17 protein-coding genes and 1 tRNA gene are annotated in these 14,085 nt (G+C 58.3%); 12 read left to right on the top strand and 6 right to left on the bottom strand.

Annotated elements, in window-relative coordinates:
* Positions 1-6 precede the first annotated feature (6 nt).
* The 5 genes from plsX to HV823_RS04105 all read left to right on the top strand — a co-directional run bounded on the left by plsX (position 7) and on the right by HV823_RS04105 (position 4,083).
* Positions 7-1,065, top strand: a complete 1,059-nt coding sequence (plsX, locus tag HV823_RS04085; protein ID WP_176948455.1) for a phosphate acyltransferase PlsX — start codon at positions 7-9, stop codon at positions 1,063-1,065.
* Between the two features lie 8 nt (positions 1,066-1,073).
* A complete protein-coding gene (locus tag HV823_RS04090) occupies positions 1,074-2,045 on the top strand; it encodes a beta-ketoacyl-ACP synthase III (protein ID WP_176948456.1) in 972 nt (323 codons plus the stop codon).
* 106 nt (positions 2,046-2,151) lie between these two features.
* Entirely contained in the window at positions 2,152-2,490 is a 339-nt protein-coding gene (locus HV823_RS04095; protein WP_097138974.1) for an integration host factor subunit alpha, read from the top strand.
* 123 nt (positions 2,491-2,613) lie between these two features.
* Entirely contained in the window at positions 2,614-3,144 is a 531-nt protein-coding gene (locus HV823_RS04100; protein ID WP_176948683.1) for a MerR family transcriptional regulator, read from the top strand.
* 576 nt (positions 3,145-3,720) lie between these two features.
* Positions 3,721-4,083 carry a DUF982 domain-containing protein gene (locus tag HV823_RS04105; protein ID WP_176948457.1) on the top strand — a complete coding sequence of 121 codons (363 nt, stop codon included), beginning with the start codon at positions 3,721-3,723 and terminating at the stop codon, positions 4,081-4,083.
* A 201-nt stretch (positions 4,084-4,284) separates the two neighbouring features.
* Here HV823_RS04105 and HV823_RS04110 read toward each other — a convergent pair.
* Positions 4,285-4,361 (bottom strand) — tRNA-Pro (locus HV823_RS04110).
* A gap of 614 nt (positions 4,362-4,975) precedes the next feature.
* Here HV823_RS04110 and HV823_RS04115 point away from each other — a divergent pair.
* The 6 genes from HV823_RS04115 (at position 4,976) to HV823_RS04135 (ending at position 11,270) form a co-directional block, all read left to right on the top strand.
* Positions 4,976-5,974 carry a hypothetical protein gene (locus tag HV823_RS04115; RefSeq protein WP_176948458.1) on the top strand — a complete coding sequence of 333 codons (999 nt, stop codon included), beginning with the start codon at positions 4,976-4,978 and terminating at the stop codon, positions 5,972-5,974.
* A gap of 29 nt (positions 5,975-6,003) precedes the next feature.
* Positions 6,004-6,366 carry a hypothetical protein gene (locus tag HV823_RS04120; protein WP_176948459.1) on the top strand — a complete coding sequence of 121 codons (363 nt, stop codon included), beginning with the start codon at positions 6,004-6,006 and terminating at the stop codon, positions 6,364-6,366.
* Positions 6,366-6,653 carry a hypothetical protein gene (locus tag HV823_RS04125; RefSeq protein WP_176948460.1) on the top strand — a complete coding sequence of 96 codons (288 nt, stop codon included), beginning with the start codon at positions 6,366-6,368 and terminating at the stop codon, positions 6,651-6,653. Before HV823_RS04120 ends, HV823_RS04125 begins: the two co-directional genes overlap by 1 nt.
* A 411-nt stretch (positions 6,654-7,064) precedes the next feature.
* Positions 7,065-9,113, top strand: coding sequence for a calcium-binding protein (locus HV823_RS04130; protein ID WP_176948461.1), 2,049 nt, complete (start codon positions 7,065-7,067; stop codon positions 9,111-9,113).
* Positions 9,114-9,632: 519 nt separating this feature from the next.
* Complete coding sequence (locus HV823_RS27195; protein WP_343051739.1) at positions 9,633-9,803, top strand: hypothetical protein; 171 nt, start codon at positions 9,633-9,635, stop codon at positions 9,801-9,803.
* 81 nt (positions 9,804-9,884) lie between these two features.
* A complete protein-coding gene (locus tag HV823_RS04135; RefSeq protein ID WP_176948462.1) occupies positions 9,885-11,270 on the top strand; it encodes a M10 family metallopeptidase C-terminal domain-containing protein in 1,386 nt (461 codons plus the stop codon).
* 104 nt (positions 11,271-11,374) lie between these two features.
* Here the strand turns inward: HV823_RS04135 and HV823_RS04140 are convergent, their stop codons facing one another.
* Positions 11,375-11,686, bottom strand: coding sequence for a DUF1515 family protein (locus HV823_RS04140; protein ID WP_176948463.1), 312 nt, complete (start codon positions 11,684-11,686; stop codon positions 11,375-11,377).
* A gap of 134 nt (positions 11,687-11,820) precedes the next feature.
* Between HV823_RS04140 and HV823_RS04145 the strand changes: the two genes are divergently transcribed.
* Positions 11,821-12,054 carry a hypothetical protein gene (locus tag HV823_RS04145; protein ID WP_176948464.1) on the top strand — a complete coding sequence of 78 codons (234 nt, stop codon included), beginning with the start codon at positions 11,821-11,823 and terminating at the stop codon, positions 12,052-12,054.
* Here HV823_RS04145 and HV823_RS04150 read toward each other — a convergent pair.
* The 4 genes from HV823_RS04150 to HV823_RS04165 form a co-directional block, all read right to left on the bottom strand.
* Positions 12,027-12,200, bottom strand: coding sequence for a hypothetical protein (locus HV823_RS04150; RefSeq protein WP_176948465.1), 174 nt, complete (start codon positions 12,198-12,200; stop codon positions 12,027-12,029). The genes HV823_RS04145 and HV823_RS04150 overlap by 28 nt on opposite strands.
* Before the next feature lie 2 nt (positions 12,201-12,202).
* Entirely contained in the window at positions 12,203-12,997 is a 795-nt protein-coding gene (locus HV823_RS04155) for an N-acetylmuramidase domain-containing protein (RefSeq protein ID WP_176948466.1), read from the bottom strand.
* 291 nt (positions 12,998-13,288) lie between these two features.
* Complete coding sequence (locus tag HV823_RS04160) at positions 13,289-13,678, bottom strand: DUF4376 domain-containing protein (RefSeq protein WP_176948467.1); 390 nt, start codon at positions 13,676-13,678, stop codon at positions 13,289-13,291.
* The gene (locus HV823_RS04165; RefSeq protein ID WP_176948468.1) at positions 13,668-14,081 is read right to left on the bottom strand and encodes a hypothetical protein; all 414 of its coding nucleotides are present in this window, start codon (positions 14,079-14,081) and stop codon (positions 13,668-13,670) included. The genes HV823_RS04160 and HV823_RS04165 overlap by 11 nt, the downstream gene beginning before the upstream one ends.
* Positions 14,082-14,085: the final 4 nt, after the last annotated feature.

Genomic DNA, 14,085 nt, shown 5'->3' on the forward strand with positions numbered 1-14,085 from the left:
ACTCGCGTGGTCAGAATTTCCGTTGATGTCATGGGTGGCGATTACGGCCCGAAGGTCGTCATCCCTGGCATAGCCAAGGCGCTCGAACGTCACCCCGACATTCGCTTCTGCCTATTTGGCGTTGCATCCCAATGCTTGCCGCTGCTCGACAGCTACCCCAAACTGAAGGAGGCGAGCACGTTCACCGATTGCGAGATCGCGATCGGCATGGACGAGAAGCCCAGCCAGGCGCTGCGCCGCGGCCGCGGCAAGTCTTCCATGTGGATGGCGCTCGACGCAGTGGCAAAGGGCGAGGCGGATGTGGCGGTATCGGCCGGAAACACCGGCGCGCTGATGGCCATGTCGAAATTCTGCCTGCGGATGATGGCCGACATCGAACGGCCGGCGATCGCCGGAATCTGGCCGACTCTGAAAGGCGAGAGCATCGTGCTCGACATCGGTGCGACAATCGGCGCCGACGCCAATCAGTTGTTCGACTTTGCGCTGATGGGCGGCGCGATGGCGCGCGCCCTGTTCGAGATCGAGCGCCCGACGCTCGGCCTGCTGAACGTCGGCGTCGAGGAGATCAAGGGCCAGGAAGACGTCAAGGCGGCGGGCCAACTCATTCGCGAAGCCAATTTTGACACGATCGACTACTATGGCTTCGTCGAAGGCGACGATATCGGCCGGGGCACCGTCGACGTGGTCGTGACCGAAGGCTTTGCGGGCAACATTGCCCTGAAGGCTGCGGAGGGTACCGCCCGCCAGATGGCGGAGTATCTGCGTGCAGCGATGTCGCGGACGTGGCTTGCCAAGCTCGGCTACATTCTGGCCAAGAGCGCATTCGACCGGTTGCGCGAGAAGATGGACCCCCGCAAGGTCAACGGCGGCGTCTTCCTCGGCCTTAACGGCATCGTCATCAAGAGCCACGGCGGCACGGACGCCGAGGGTTTTGCGGCGGCGGTGGACGTTGGCTACGACATGGCCCGCAACGGGCTGAAGGAAAAGATTGAAAACGATCTGAAGAGATATCATGCCAACCGACCCGTCCAAGGCGCGGCCAGCAGCATGAGTGACGGGATATAGGAATTAAGATGATCCGTTCAGTGGTTCGCGGTTTCGGGACGGCACTTCCGAAGCGGGTGCTCACCAATCGTGAGCTTGAGAGCATGGTCGACACGTCCGATGAATGGATCGTGCAGCGGACCGGCATCCGCCAGCGCTACATTGCCGGCGAGGGCGAGACGACGGCCTCGCTGGGAGAGGCGGCGGCGCGCGAGGCGCTCGAGCGCGCCGGCCTGACGCCCGCGGATATCGATCTGATCATCGTTGCCACCTCGACCCCGGACAACACCTTTCCCGCCACCGCCGTCAACATCCAGAACCGGCTCGGCATGCATCACGGTTTTGCCTTCGACGTGCAGGCGGTCTGTTCCGGCTTTGTCTATGCCGTGACCACGGCCGATGCCTATATCCGCGGCGGCCTCGCGCGCCGCGTGCTGGTCATCGGCGCCGAAACCTTCTCGCGCATCCTGGACTGGACCGATCGCACGACCTGCGTCCTCTTCGGCGACGGTGCGGGTGCGATCGTGCTGGAAGCGCAGGAGGGAACCGGAGACGTGTCAGACCGCGGCGTCCTGACGGCCCAGCTTCGTTCCGACGGCGCTCATCTCGAAAAGCTCTATGTCGATGGCGGTCCGTCGTCCACCGGCACGGTGGGGCATCTGCGCATGGAAGGCCGTGAGGTCTTCAAGCACGCGGTCGGCATGATAACCGACGTCATCGTTGCTGCGTTCGACGCGACCGGCCTCACGATCGACGATCTCGATTGGATGGTGCCGCACCAGGCCAATCGTCGCATCATCGACGGTTCCGCCAAGAAGCTCGGCATCCCCCTGGAGAAGGTCGTGGTCACGGTGGACCTGCACGGCAACACTTCGGCTGCATCCATCCCGCTCGCACTCGCGTCGGCTGCGGGCGACGGGCGCATCAAGGAGGGCGATCTCGTCCTGCTGGAGGCGATGGGCGGCGGCTTTACCTGGGGGGCGGTGCTGCTTCGCTGGTAGTCGTCGCACCCGCATACCCTACTTCAACGGCGCTTGACCGACAGGGGCAAGGGAAATACTCTGACCCGATAACTGAGCGCTTTCAATAAGAAAACGGTGGGAGAAGATGAGCGGCAAAACCGTGACACGCGCAGATTTGGCCGAATCCGTCTTTCGGAAGGTCGGTCTCTCCAGGACTGAATCCGCAGAACTCGTAGAAACCGTCATCGATGAAATCTGCAATGCCATCGTCCGTGGCGAAAGCGTGAAGCTTTCCTCCTTCGCGACCTTCCAGGTCCGCGACAAGAACGAGCGCATCGGGCGTAATCCGAAAACGGGCGAGGAAGTGCCGATCTCGCCCCGGCGCGTCATGACCTTCAAGGCGTCCAACGTCCTCAAGCAGAGGGTTTTGAAGGCGCACACCGCCCGCAAAACCAAGCAGAAGGTCCAGTCGTCCGCGTCCTGATTGGTGCACAGGCTTTGGACGAGGCCGATTCTGTGCTTGAAAAAAGTGTGACAACCCGCTGAAATGCAAAGACTCGCCGGCTTCCCGGCTTTGAGTCGCAAATGTCCTTCGGTGAGGTTTATGATGGAGAAGAGCCCCGACGCGTTCCGGACCATCAGCGAAGTCGCAGACGATCTCGACCTGCCGCAGCATGTGCTTCGCTTCTGGGAGACCCGTTTTTCGCAGATCAAGCCGATGAAGCGGGGCGGCGGTCGCCGCTACTACCGACCTGATGACGTCGAACTGCTCAAGGGCATCCGTCATTTGCTCTATGATCACGGCTATACGATCAAGGGCGTCCAGAAGCTGCTGAAAAACAACGGAAACAAGTTCGTTGCGGCGATTGCGAGCGGCGACCTGGCGACCGTCGAGGCGCTGGCCGCGGCCAGCCAGGAAGAACCCGCTGCGCCGAAGACGGCGGACGACGACCAGATCGTCGGGCGCGCCAAGGCGCCGGCCAGCCGCCGGTTCTTTTCCTTCGTCGGCGGCGGAGGCGAAGATACGCCCGAAATCTCGATCGGAAAGAGCAGCGTATCCAAGGAGGACCGGGCGCTCCTGCAGGAAGCGCTCTACGACCTCCTGGAATGCAAGCGCCTGCTCGATCAGGTCCGCTGACACCGGTGCGCTGAAACGCTGCCTGTGCTGCTCCACGAAAGGGACCGCAATCGGTTCGCTCGGGGCCTTACAAGGCCGGGTTCGGCGCGACGGGCCACATAGTCCATCCTCCGCCGTGCCTTCTCCCTGATGCGCGTTGCTCTGTAGACTTGCCGTCTCCGCGACGTCTGCCTCGTTGTGCGGGTCAGGAGCTTCACCGAATCACGACTGCGCCGCCGGACGCGGGCATACATTGCTGAGCGCCCGTCCGATTGCGGCTTTACGAATGCCTCGACCCGGCGCGTTTCCGCTCAATCCCCGGCTTGTCGAATTCGGGCGTCCGTCCTCGGTGGATCTCGTCAAGATCCGTCCTCCGGCCTGATCTGTCCATCAAGGAAAGGCGCCCGCGAGAGGGGTGCAGGCGAGACCATTTTTTCGTCCGGAAGACGGCAGGATCGTTGCCGGTTTTTATCCGGAACAAATGCCCGTGCCGGCCGTTAGCCTGCCGCACCCTCTCATCGTCGCGTCGCTGACACGAATCATTGCTACAGACGGTCGCAGGGGAAGGGCATTTCAATGATCGGGAGGATACATCCTATGCACAACTCTGCACCCCGCTGGGCCACTCCCGTCCACGTCCATCTGCAATGCGGTCTGGAGCGTGGATTCGTCTGCGTCCACGACGCGCTCGACTTCCTTGAACATGAATGGCCGAGCCGAACCGGCGCTCTCTACGCCCGTGCTGCGAACCTGTGCCGCGTGGCGCTGGATGGCGGCCTGCCCGCCGACATGGCCCGCGAGGCCTTCATCTTCGCCTGCCTGGAGGCCGGTATGCCGGTCGCAGGCGAACGACGCTCCCGCCGTCGTCACGAACACGTCGGCGATACACTTGCAGCCAGCCTCGTGGCCCACCACGCCGCCGAGACGCGGATGGCCCACGCTCTCGCCCACGGCGGCTGACGCCGAACGCTGGCTCGATGGCGGCTGACGCCACTGGCCGGCTGTTCAACGGTTTGCAAAGCCCACGCATCGGTCCCTCGCCACCATGGCCGACAGCCAATGGGTACCGAACGCATAGACGGCAAACATGAGGACAGAACCGAAGCGCTTCTTGCGAAGCGTTCCCGGTTGAACTCAATACTCTGAAATATTTGAGAAAAATGGTCGGAGCGGCGGGATTCGAACCCACGACCCCTTGACCCCCAGTCAAGTGCGCTACCGGGCTGCGCTACGCTCCGAACCGAGGAAAGCCCTATAATCTCGGGCATTTGGATGCAAGGGCAAAAATGCTTGCTCAAACGAAAAAAAGAACAAACGGCGGGAAAAAGCGGGGTAAGGAGCAGAAAGTCCCACGGAAGTCCCACGGATGTTCACGCTCTGTTTTGTGATAAATTGGACGCCTCGGCCGCCTCGATAGCCTCGGAACCATCATATTCCTGATTTGGGGGTCCCGCGTTCGGATCGCGGAGGGATCATAATAATAATCAACAGCTTAATATACTTTTTGCGCTCCGCGCCGTGCGCCATCGGTTTACCAAATTTACCAGCATTTACAGGGCATGCCGCATGGCACATGAGTGGCGCATGATTGATGATTGCGCGCCGACGCAGAAGCAAGTCACGGATCATTCTAGCTTTGACGCAATAATCAAGGTTCATTGGTATCTGAGAGATGCTGACAGGGGATCGTGGCAAGCGTCGGCACCGGCTTCAGGTGCAATCTATCGGAAATTCAGGGCTGTTGTAATTCGTGGACTACGGAGTGGCGGTGATGCCTCTCCGAACAACAGGGAGATTGTTGGCCTCATCCCAAGTTCCAATTGCTTCTGGAAAACATTAGATTCAGACCGGAATGGCTTCCACCGGTAACGACCTCGTCAACATAGAAAGACAACGCATGCACGTGCTCCCTAAAGGAAAGACCTTTCGGCTCGATGGCGACCTCACAGTCAAAAAGGGCGACCACTTCTACGGCGTCGAGTGCAACGAATGCGGAAAATGGATCGCGCTATTTCCGGATAACTCTAAAGGTCGCACCCCTGTAACTATCAGCGGTGAAGGGCTAATCAGTACACCATGCGCATGCGGGTACGATGGCGATTACTCCGCGGAGCAGATGAAGCCTTTTAAAGCAAATTTCACGCGCACTTCATTTCGCGAACAACGGGTCAAGGCGAGCGGCGGAGAACGAAAGCCTTTTCTGCCTAGCTACAAAGGCGCAAAGGTGACCTTAGGCCCGGAAATGCTCGAGCGTCGTCCGGCTGCCGCCCAAATTGTCGCCCGGTCGATCGCCGCCTGGACTTATCTTGAAATTGCGACAGCAGAAATCCTTGCCCTCTTATTAAAGGCTGATACCGATGCGGCCGCAGCAGTGTACCTTAGCCTACAGAACGCGCGCGCTCGGCAAGACGTACTCAAGGCTGCCGCGAACTCCACGCTCTCAAACGATGACCTCTTACTTCTCAATGCCCTGCTGGCGATCAAGTCCGGTCTAGAAAAATCGCGCAATGCGCTTGCGCACGGGGTCTTCGGGATCTGCGTGAAAATTCCGGACGGGATTGTTTGGTGCGAAACTACAGACTTTATCAAATTTGGCCGCGAAAACGCCGTTAACGGCCTAACAGAGAGTGCACGGCAGACTTTTCACAAGCGGATGTACGTCTATCAACTCGCTGATCTAGAGACGATCGCTCAAGGTATCGCTGACTTGGAAAATCAGTTTAAATTTTTCTCGGGCTACCTTAGATCGACATCGAGCGAATCCAAATTATCTCGCTATGTTGAGCTGTGCTCCCACCCCAAGGTGGCGAGAGAAATCGCAAAAATGAAAGCCGGTTCCGAGAATCAGTAGACCAAATTGGCAAAGCCCACGGAGGAGAAATGCCGATTACATTCAACATGCTGTCCGAAGGTGGCAGCTGGATGATCGAATCTTCTGGTACATTTATTGTGCCAGGGGACGCCTTGGGATTCCAGATCCCCCTCGACGACCTCTCCTTCAGTCTCCGTTTCATGCCAGGAGGGGGGCAACCTCGCATTGTCGTTGGAAGCGCAGATGAGAAGTCTGTTACGCTGAATCTGATCAGCTTTGAGGCGTCAGGTGAGACGGCCTTCATGACCTCAGTAGGCACCTACAAAAACTCCGAGCTTAGGCTATCTCTTGTTGTGGGAAATGTTGGCTCGGGCGGCAGGAGTTCAAAATTAAAGACTGTTAGCTACTCCTTCTTCCGAAGGATTGCATAATGGCCGGGAACAGAATTCAGCTTCCCGAAAATACCGAACTAGCATCTCAGTTGATTACCGAACAGTCTAAGGAGCGCGGTTTCATTGGGCAGTTGGTCGGGACAAAAGAACACGCCCCCACGAACATAGCGGCCATCGTTTTGCTTCTGAGCCTGATTGCGCTGATTGCTACTTTCTTTGTCGGAGCAGCGTATCCGGTGTGGGAACTTGGCAACGCTCAGACGGCGCTCGGGACTATCGTCACGACGACGATTGGGTATTTGTTTGGCCGCCACACCAGCAGTTAAGCCTTTCAGCTTGGGAAGCTTGCGACGTTCCTTCTCCCTCAAAGGCTTAGAGGTAAAACTGGTTCAAGCTGACCCAAACGCTGTCAATGGGTTAGCAACGTCCTGTAAAACTCCGATCGTCCGCAAGCAGCCCCCCCTAAGCAGAATGGCAGTTAGTTGCCGGGCCGCACAACTGATAGTGCGCCCGGTTCTCTTTATATTTTCTGGTCAAGGTCGAATGCGGGTTGATGAATCAACTCGCCTAGCGGCTTGGTGCACTCGAAGGGCAAAGCCTGAAGAAACTTTGACGGGTACCCATCCATGCCAAATTCGACGCGGCTCAGATCAAAAGCTCAAATCCCTCACTGCTATATTGAGAGTACGCCCGCGTTACGTTAGTGCTACCGTAGGTAAAGCGGGGAGAAAATGTCCATGGTTAAACTTATAGGAAGCGTCGCCGACGACACGTTCGAGCTGTCGGGCAGTTACGATGAGATTTCAGCCGAAGCGGGATCGGGCTTTGATATCGTTCGGCTCACGGCTGATGCGAGCGCTTCCCGTTTTATCCTCGACGAGCCGTCGGGCGTTGAGCAGATCGACCTGAGAAGCTCTTATCTTACCGGAACTGATCAGGATGATTTGTTCGATGTCAGCGGTGTCTCAAGCATCGTCGGGGAATTCCTCGACAGCGATTACGGTGTTGGCGATAATGGCTATTTTCGCCTTGGTGGGGGAAACGATATATTCATTGGCCACGTCGGCCGCGATTTGATCAACGGGGGCTCTGGCAACGACACACTCGCGGGTGGAGCGGGCGACGACTGGTTCATTGTTTCCGATAGTTCTGGGACTGACACCTTCGACGGCGGCGACGGCTCGGATAAGCTTATCATTAGTGGACTCGTGTCGATCAACGAACTCAGGCTATCTATAGCCGCCAGCATCGAGACCTTAACGCTTGAGTTTGGTCATTTAAGGGGCACAGAGGCGAGCGATATATTCGATCTAAGTGGTGTTTCTACTGTTAGGTATTTCGACGACAACGACGATCCACACGATATTATACTCGATAGCGGCAATGACATTTTCGACGGATCAGCCACCGGAGACCGGGTCAGGGGCGGAGACGGGATTGACTGGCTCGACGGACGAGATGGAAGCGATGGGCTCCATGGCGAGGCCGGCGACGATGTACTCTACGGTGGTGCCGGAAACGATGTCCTTCGGGGCGGGGACGGCATGGATACCATCGACGGCGGTGCCGACGACGACGAGATAGACGGTGGAGATGGCGACGATGTGCTCAAAGGCGGTGATGGAGCCGATTATGTAACGGGCGGCTCTGGCAACGACTTAATAGAAGGCGGTTTTGGCAACGACTTTCTCGTCGGGGGCCAAGGGAGTAACGTTCTGAAAGGTGGCGATGGTAACGATGTTTTTCTGATATCAGGAAATGATACCGTCGACGGCGGTGCAGGCTACGACAAGATAAAGCTATCAGGTACTTTGACACTGGCGTCGATAGTTGCTTCAGAGACTTTCCCCGGTATTGAAGGTATCGATGTTAAGATCCTCAGGGGAACAAATGACGCCAACGAGTTCGACCTCAGAGGCATGGAAGTTCTTGGTCGAGTTTCACTTGGCGATGGATCTGACTACTATCTTGGCGCATCTGGCGACGACAAGGTCGAAGGAGGCGCCGGCGATGATTATCTCTCCGGGAATGCGGGACGAGATTGGCTCCAGGGAGATCGTGGGAAGGACGTATTAAGAGGTGGCTCTGGGAACGATACGCTCCGTGGCGGTAGCAGCAACGACATATTGAATGGAGGCCACGGTAAGGATGTCCTCGATGGAGGCAAAGGTAATGATAGCTATTTCGTCGACAATAAGGGCGACCAAATTTCGGAGTTTGCAAAGGAAGGCAGCGATTTCGTCCGGGCCTCAGTAAGCTTCACTCTTCCCGAGCATGTTGAATACCTGACGTTAACGGGAAAAAGCAATCTGAGCGGCACAGGTAGTGCTTCTCGGAATTTCATTACCGGCAACAGCGGAAACAACACTCTTGAAGGCGCGAAGGGGAATGATGTTTTGAAGGGAGCGGCCGGCAACGACAAGCTCGTTGGCGGGCGCGGTTCCGACGATTTGTTCGGTGGAAAGGGCAAGGACATTTTTCTGTTCAAATCACTGCTGGATTCCACCAGTGAAAAATCCGGTCGCGATACAGTTTCAGACTTCTCACAGAAGCAGGGCGACAGGATCAATCTTTCAGCAATCGATGCGAAGTATACCACAATTCGAAACGAGGCTTTCACCTTCATCGGGCGCGACAAATTTTCGGAAAAGGCCGGAGAGCTGCGATACGAGAAGAAAGGTGGAGACACTTATGTCTATGCGGACGTCGACGCAGACGGCAAAGCTGACCTGTGCATCCATCTGGATGGTTTAGTCTCATTCAGGGCAAACGATTTTATCCTGTAGGCTTGGTGGACCATTCAGCTTGGGAAACTCGCACTAAGACGCTCTCGCAGGACCGTTGACTTGTTCGCTGCACCGTGAACATTAGCAGAACATGAGCAATCATGAGTACCGCATAGAAGTCTGGGACCGTGAGGGCGGCGAACGGATCGAGACCTGCTGCCGTTCAACAAACTGGCAGATCCTCCAGTTCGCGTAGAAGGGAGTTATCGGTGCCTTTCCTGGAAGATTTCTGATCCAGTACAACGGCGACCATGTCACAGGACGCGCCGAAGTCCCTGACACGCCTCCCGTCGGCGACTGCCCTATGCCCGCCAACGGTATCTGCCTGTTCGACCTTCCCGAATGGTACGAACTGTACGCTCAATGCGACGCATGCGGCCACAGCGCCATGGTTGATCGATATGCAGAGGCAATGCAGAAGGTGAAGGGCAATCGGCTTGTGGACGTTGCGGCAAAGCTCAAATGCGCCAAATGCAAGATGCGCGGCAAGAGCCGCTTCCTGGTGAGGAAAATACCGCGATGAATGACGAGAAGTCGAACGGGCAAAAGGCAGCCAGCATTCACGAGGAACACTGGTGCCAGCACCCGGGATGTAAGAGGTGGGGAAGTTTCGGCTATGACCGCGGCAAGGGCGCGATCGATTGGTGGTGCGCGGAGCACCGGCCGGTGGAAAACGAGCGATATCAGTAGCGATCCAATATCGATCATCGCTGCTTGACTCTCGCGTGTGTCCTGTCAGTTTGCGCCCATCGCGCGAGCAAGGGGGCTGCAATGGCGACAATTTACGGGACCGACGGCGACGACACGATTTTTGGCACCGCAGGAGACGACACCTTCATCGTCTACGGTGGCGTTAACAAGGTGATGGGGAGTGGCGGTCGCGATACCATCGTATTCAGCGGCAAGAAATCAGATTACTCGGTGACCTATTCATACGACAGCATGATCGGAGGAGGCGCCGTCGTGGTGGATCAGCGAATCGGCAAGCCGGACGGGCACAACATTACATCGGATATTCTTGTACTTAAGTTTGCCGACGTGACTGTCGAGATTGATAAGACACCGTTCCTGCCTGGCATCCCAGAGTTGCCAGAGAACCCAGAACTGCCGGAAATCCCCGACTGGCCGAATGAGGCGCCGGAAGACCTTCAACTATCGAAAGCACTGGTCGCGGAAAACAGCAAGGTTGGCACTGTCGTGGGTGTGCTTTCTGCCATGGATTGGGATTTGGATAGCCTGAGCTATTCGTTGACCGACAACGCCGGTGGCCTGTTCCAGGTCGCAGGCGCAAAGCTCGTCACGGCCAAAGCCATCGACTACGAAAAGGTGCAGAAGGATACCGTAACAGTAAAAGTTACCGACGAGCACGGCGCCAGCGCGAAGAAGACATTCACCATCACCGTTGCCGACGTGATCGAGACGATTACTGGCAAATCGAAGGCGGAGACGTTGAAGGGCGGCCTCGGCGCCGACCTGATCAAGGGCAATGGCGGTAACGACAAGCTCTACGGCCATGCCGGCAACGACCAGCTGAAGGGCGGTTCGGGCGCCGACATCCTGATCGGCGGCAAGGGCGCCGATCGGCTGGACGGCGGCGCGGGCAAGGACACGGCTTCTTATCAGGATTCGACGAAGGGCGTCACTGCCAGCCTTGCCAAGTCTTCGGTCAACACCGGCGAGGCCAAGGGCGACGTCTATGTCTCGATCGAGAACCTGACCGGCTCTCGCTTTGCCGACAAGCTGACCGGTGACAGCAAGGCCAACGTGTTGTCAGGCGGCGCCGGCAAAGACGTACTGATCGGCGCTAAGGGTGCGGACGACCTCTATGGCGGCAAGGGTGCGGACACCTTCGTGTTCAAGTCACTCTCTGATCTCGCCACCTCGAAGGCAAAGACCGACACGATCTTCGACTTCTCCCAGAAGCAGAAGGACCTGATCGACCTTACCGGGATCGATGCGATTACCACGAAGTCGGGCAACCAGGCGTTCGCCTTCGTCGGCACGGAGAAGTTCTCCAAGACCGCAGGCGAGCTGCGCTATGCCAAGGAGAAGGCCGACACCTACGTCTACGGCGACGTCAACGGCGACGGCAAGGCCGACTTCGCCATTCACATCGACAGTCTTGTCAACCTCAAGGCTGGAGACTTCATTCTCTGATGAGGCGTAATCCGTGGTGGGTCTACGCGATTTTGATCGCCGTCGCGCTGGGCGCGGCGGCGAGTATCGTTGGGAGAGTTGGACAGGCATTTGGGGTGTGGTGATCAAACAAGTCCGAGCTTTACGGCAATCCACTTGCCGAAGGTTGCCAGTGTTGCGCCGAATGCCGCCGCCACCATCACAATGAGCAAACGCATGCCGATGAAGCGCTCTTTCCAGCGCCCGATATCGGCAGTAATCGGCTCCATTGTCTTCAGTCGCGAATCGAGGTCGGACAGCTTCCGATCCACATCGTCGATGCGGCGATCCATCGCTTCCGACTTCTGGTACTGCTGCTTGCGATCCGCCCGCGCCTGATCCTGATCGGCCAGAATGCGATCAACTTTGGCGTCGAGGGAGCCGAGCTGCTGGTGCACGGCGGCATCTATTTCCGGTGGCGACATTTCGGCTCCTGAGGGGCATAACTTCTTGACGCTTGCGCCATCAACTAACATCTTCTTGCTGTCTACCGCGGCGCCATGGATGGGCGCCGCAGGATAGGAGAACCGTCATGATCCAGCGCTACCTTCCCAAGGAAAGTTTCGTCGATCCTGCTGGCCTATCAATGCTCGGGAGCACGTTCGACGAGATCTGTCGCCAACGCGGAATAGAGGCCGACGGCCCGGAGGCAACCGCCCTCGCTGGCCTCTTACTCCGCCACTACCGGGCCGGCATCCATGACCGCGAAAAGCTGCTCGCCATGGCCGGCGATGCGGTTCAAGCCTTGTTCGGCGGCGCCCAGTAAGTCAGCACCGCCGGCAGAAGCGTAGTGATGGCGTAGAGTGCGAGATAGCCGTACCAGGGCGTGCCCTCGGGCATGAACGGCAGGCCGATCGTACCGGTAGCGGCGCCCCCGGCTGCGGCTGCGATGGCTTTCGAAATCTTCTGCATGGTCATGCTCCTTTCTTGTGCCGTGCATAGGCAGCGGCCAGCTTCATGTCGTACTTGTTGGCTGCGTATCCGGGGCCGTTGTAGCGGGAGGCAAAGCCGGCCCAGTCGCCACGCTGGAGGGCGGCAAACATCCCGGGGTTGGCCTTGATGAAGCGAATCATGCCCTCAAGCTGGTTCGCCTCGCCCTTGGCGAAGTCGTTGACCATCGCGACGGCACTATCGAAACCGCAGGCCTTGTGGTTGAAGCCCATGACCTGACCGAGCCCCCATGACGTGGAAAGGGCCGCAATCTCGGCCCCGGCAATCTGGGTGCATCGATCGATCCGGGCGAACGAGGTAGAGGGATAGGCGCCGGCCTTCCAATTGGCATAGGCGAGACCTTCGGCGGCAAGAGCGTCCCTCACTTTCCCGCTCGTCATCTTCCAGGCTATATGCGGCTCATAGAGGCACTTCACCGCTCCCGACGCGTAGAAGCCGGATCCTGCCGCCTCTACCTCGTTGACGGCGCGGATCTTCGCCTCCTCTATGCCGTGGGCCGCGGCGAGCCTCGCGAAGTCAGCAGACGACAGCTTGGCGCCCGTCCCTATGTAGAAGGGCTTTGCCTCTGCCGGACCGTCCTTCGCCCTCAACCGCTCCCACGTTTTCGCCCCGGCAATACCATCGGCAACGAGGCCTTCCGCTATCTGAAACAGCCGCACGGCAGCTTTGGTTTTCGCGCCGTCGATCCCGTCGGCCGGCCCGGGATTATAGCCGAGCGCGATCAAGCGCCGCTGGAGGTCCTGGACGGTCGAGTCCATATTGATTTTCCTTTGACGTTTGCCGGGTGGCGTCAAGCGAGGTAAGGTGCGGACGCCTGAACGATCAGGCCGGCACTTGGAGTAAAATCGTGGCCACAGAACTCACACCAATTCGGTGGTACCATCGCCTCGTTCCGGGACTGGTCGCGCGGCTAACGGCTGCGAACTCGCTGGCCGCGAAGGATCAGCGCGAATTTGCGGATCGTTATGTGCGTGCGCTTGGGCCGATTGAAACAGGCCCCATCACGGCCGGAAAAATCCAAGCTTCGCGCGCTCCCTGACCAGGGAAGACTACGGCCAGTAGCGATCGTTGGCGAAATCTGCCGGGATCGGGCTCATATCCTTGATGACACGCGCCGCATGAATGAGCGCTGCCTTGCGATTGACGACGGCATTGCCGAAAGCAATCAGGGTCGGAGCGTCCATCACATGCAGGCTGTTGTCGGCGGCAATCCATGTGAAATCGGTATCACCCCCATACCAGCGATAGTCGCCGGGCTGTGCACCGTTCACGATGGCGGCGATGGCGAGGGCGCCAGCGCCGGCAATGTTCTCCCGGTCCTGGTCGCGCGTCTGGTAGAGGACGCCGCCGAAGACAAGGCCGGCGACAATGCGCCGGTCGCGCTCGGCGTTGACCCGATCAGCGCGGGCAGCCTGATCTTCTCGAATGTCAAACCGCATCGGTAGCCTCGATCGTCAGGGTGCGAGGGATGAAGGGAAACGGCGGCTGGAAGTCGAACACATAGGTGCCCGGCATATCGGTGGTGAAAGCGAAGGCGGCGCCGTCTGTTACCGCCGTCACGCCGTTGAACTGCACCACGGTCCCGGCCGGGAGTGCGCCGGCCACCTCGGTAATGCCGTCCGCTGTGATAGATGCCGCTTCGGGCACGTCAAGCAACGGCCGATCGGCAATGTTGCCATCACCATCGACCCATTGCGTGGCATCGTCGGCCGAGACGTGGAGCAGGATATGCTCATTCTCGGCATCCTCCATTTGCAGATAGCAAAGCTCTTCGTTGGCACAGGCGCCCGTCGAGAGGATTTCGCCCGTGTCGGTCCTGTACTTCGCATAACGGACGTTCATGTCC

It is taken from the genome of Mycoplana rhizolycopersici (assembly GCF_013378445.1).
In the GTDB taxonomy this organism is placed as follows: Bacteria; Pseudomonadota; Alphaproteobacteria; order Rhizobiales; family Rhizobiaceae; genus Mycoplana; species Mycoplana rhizolycopersici.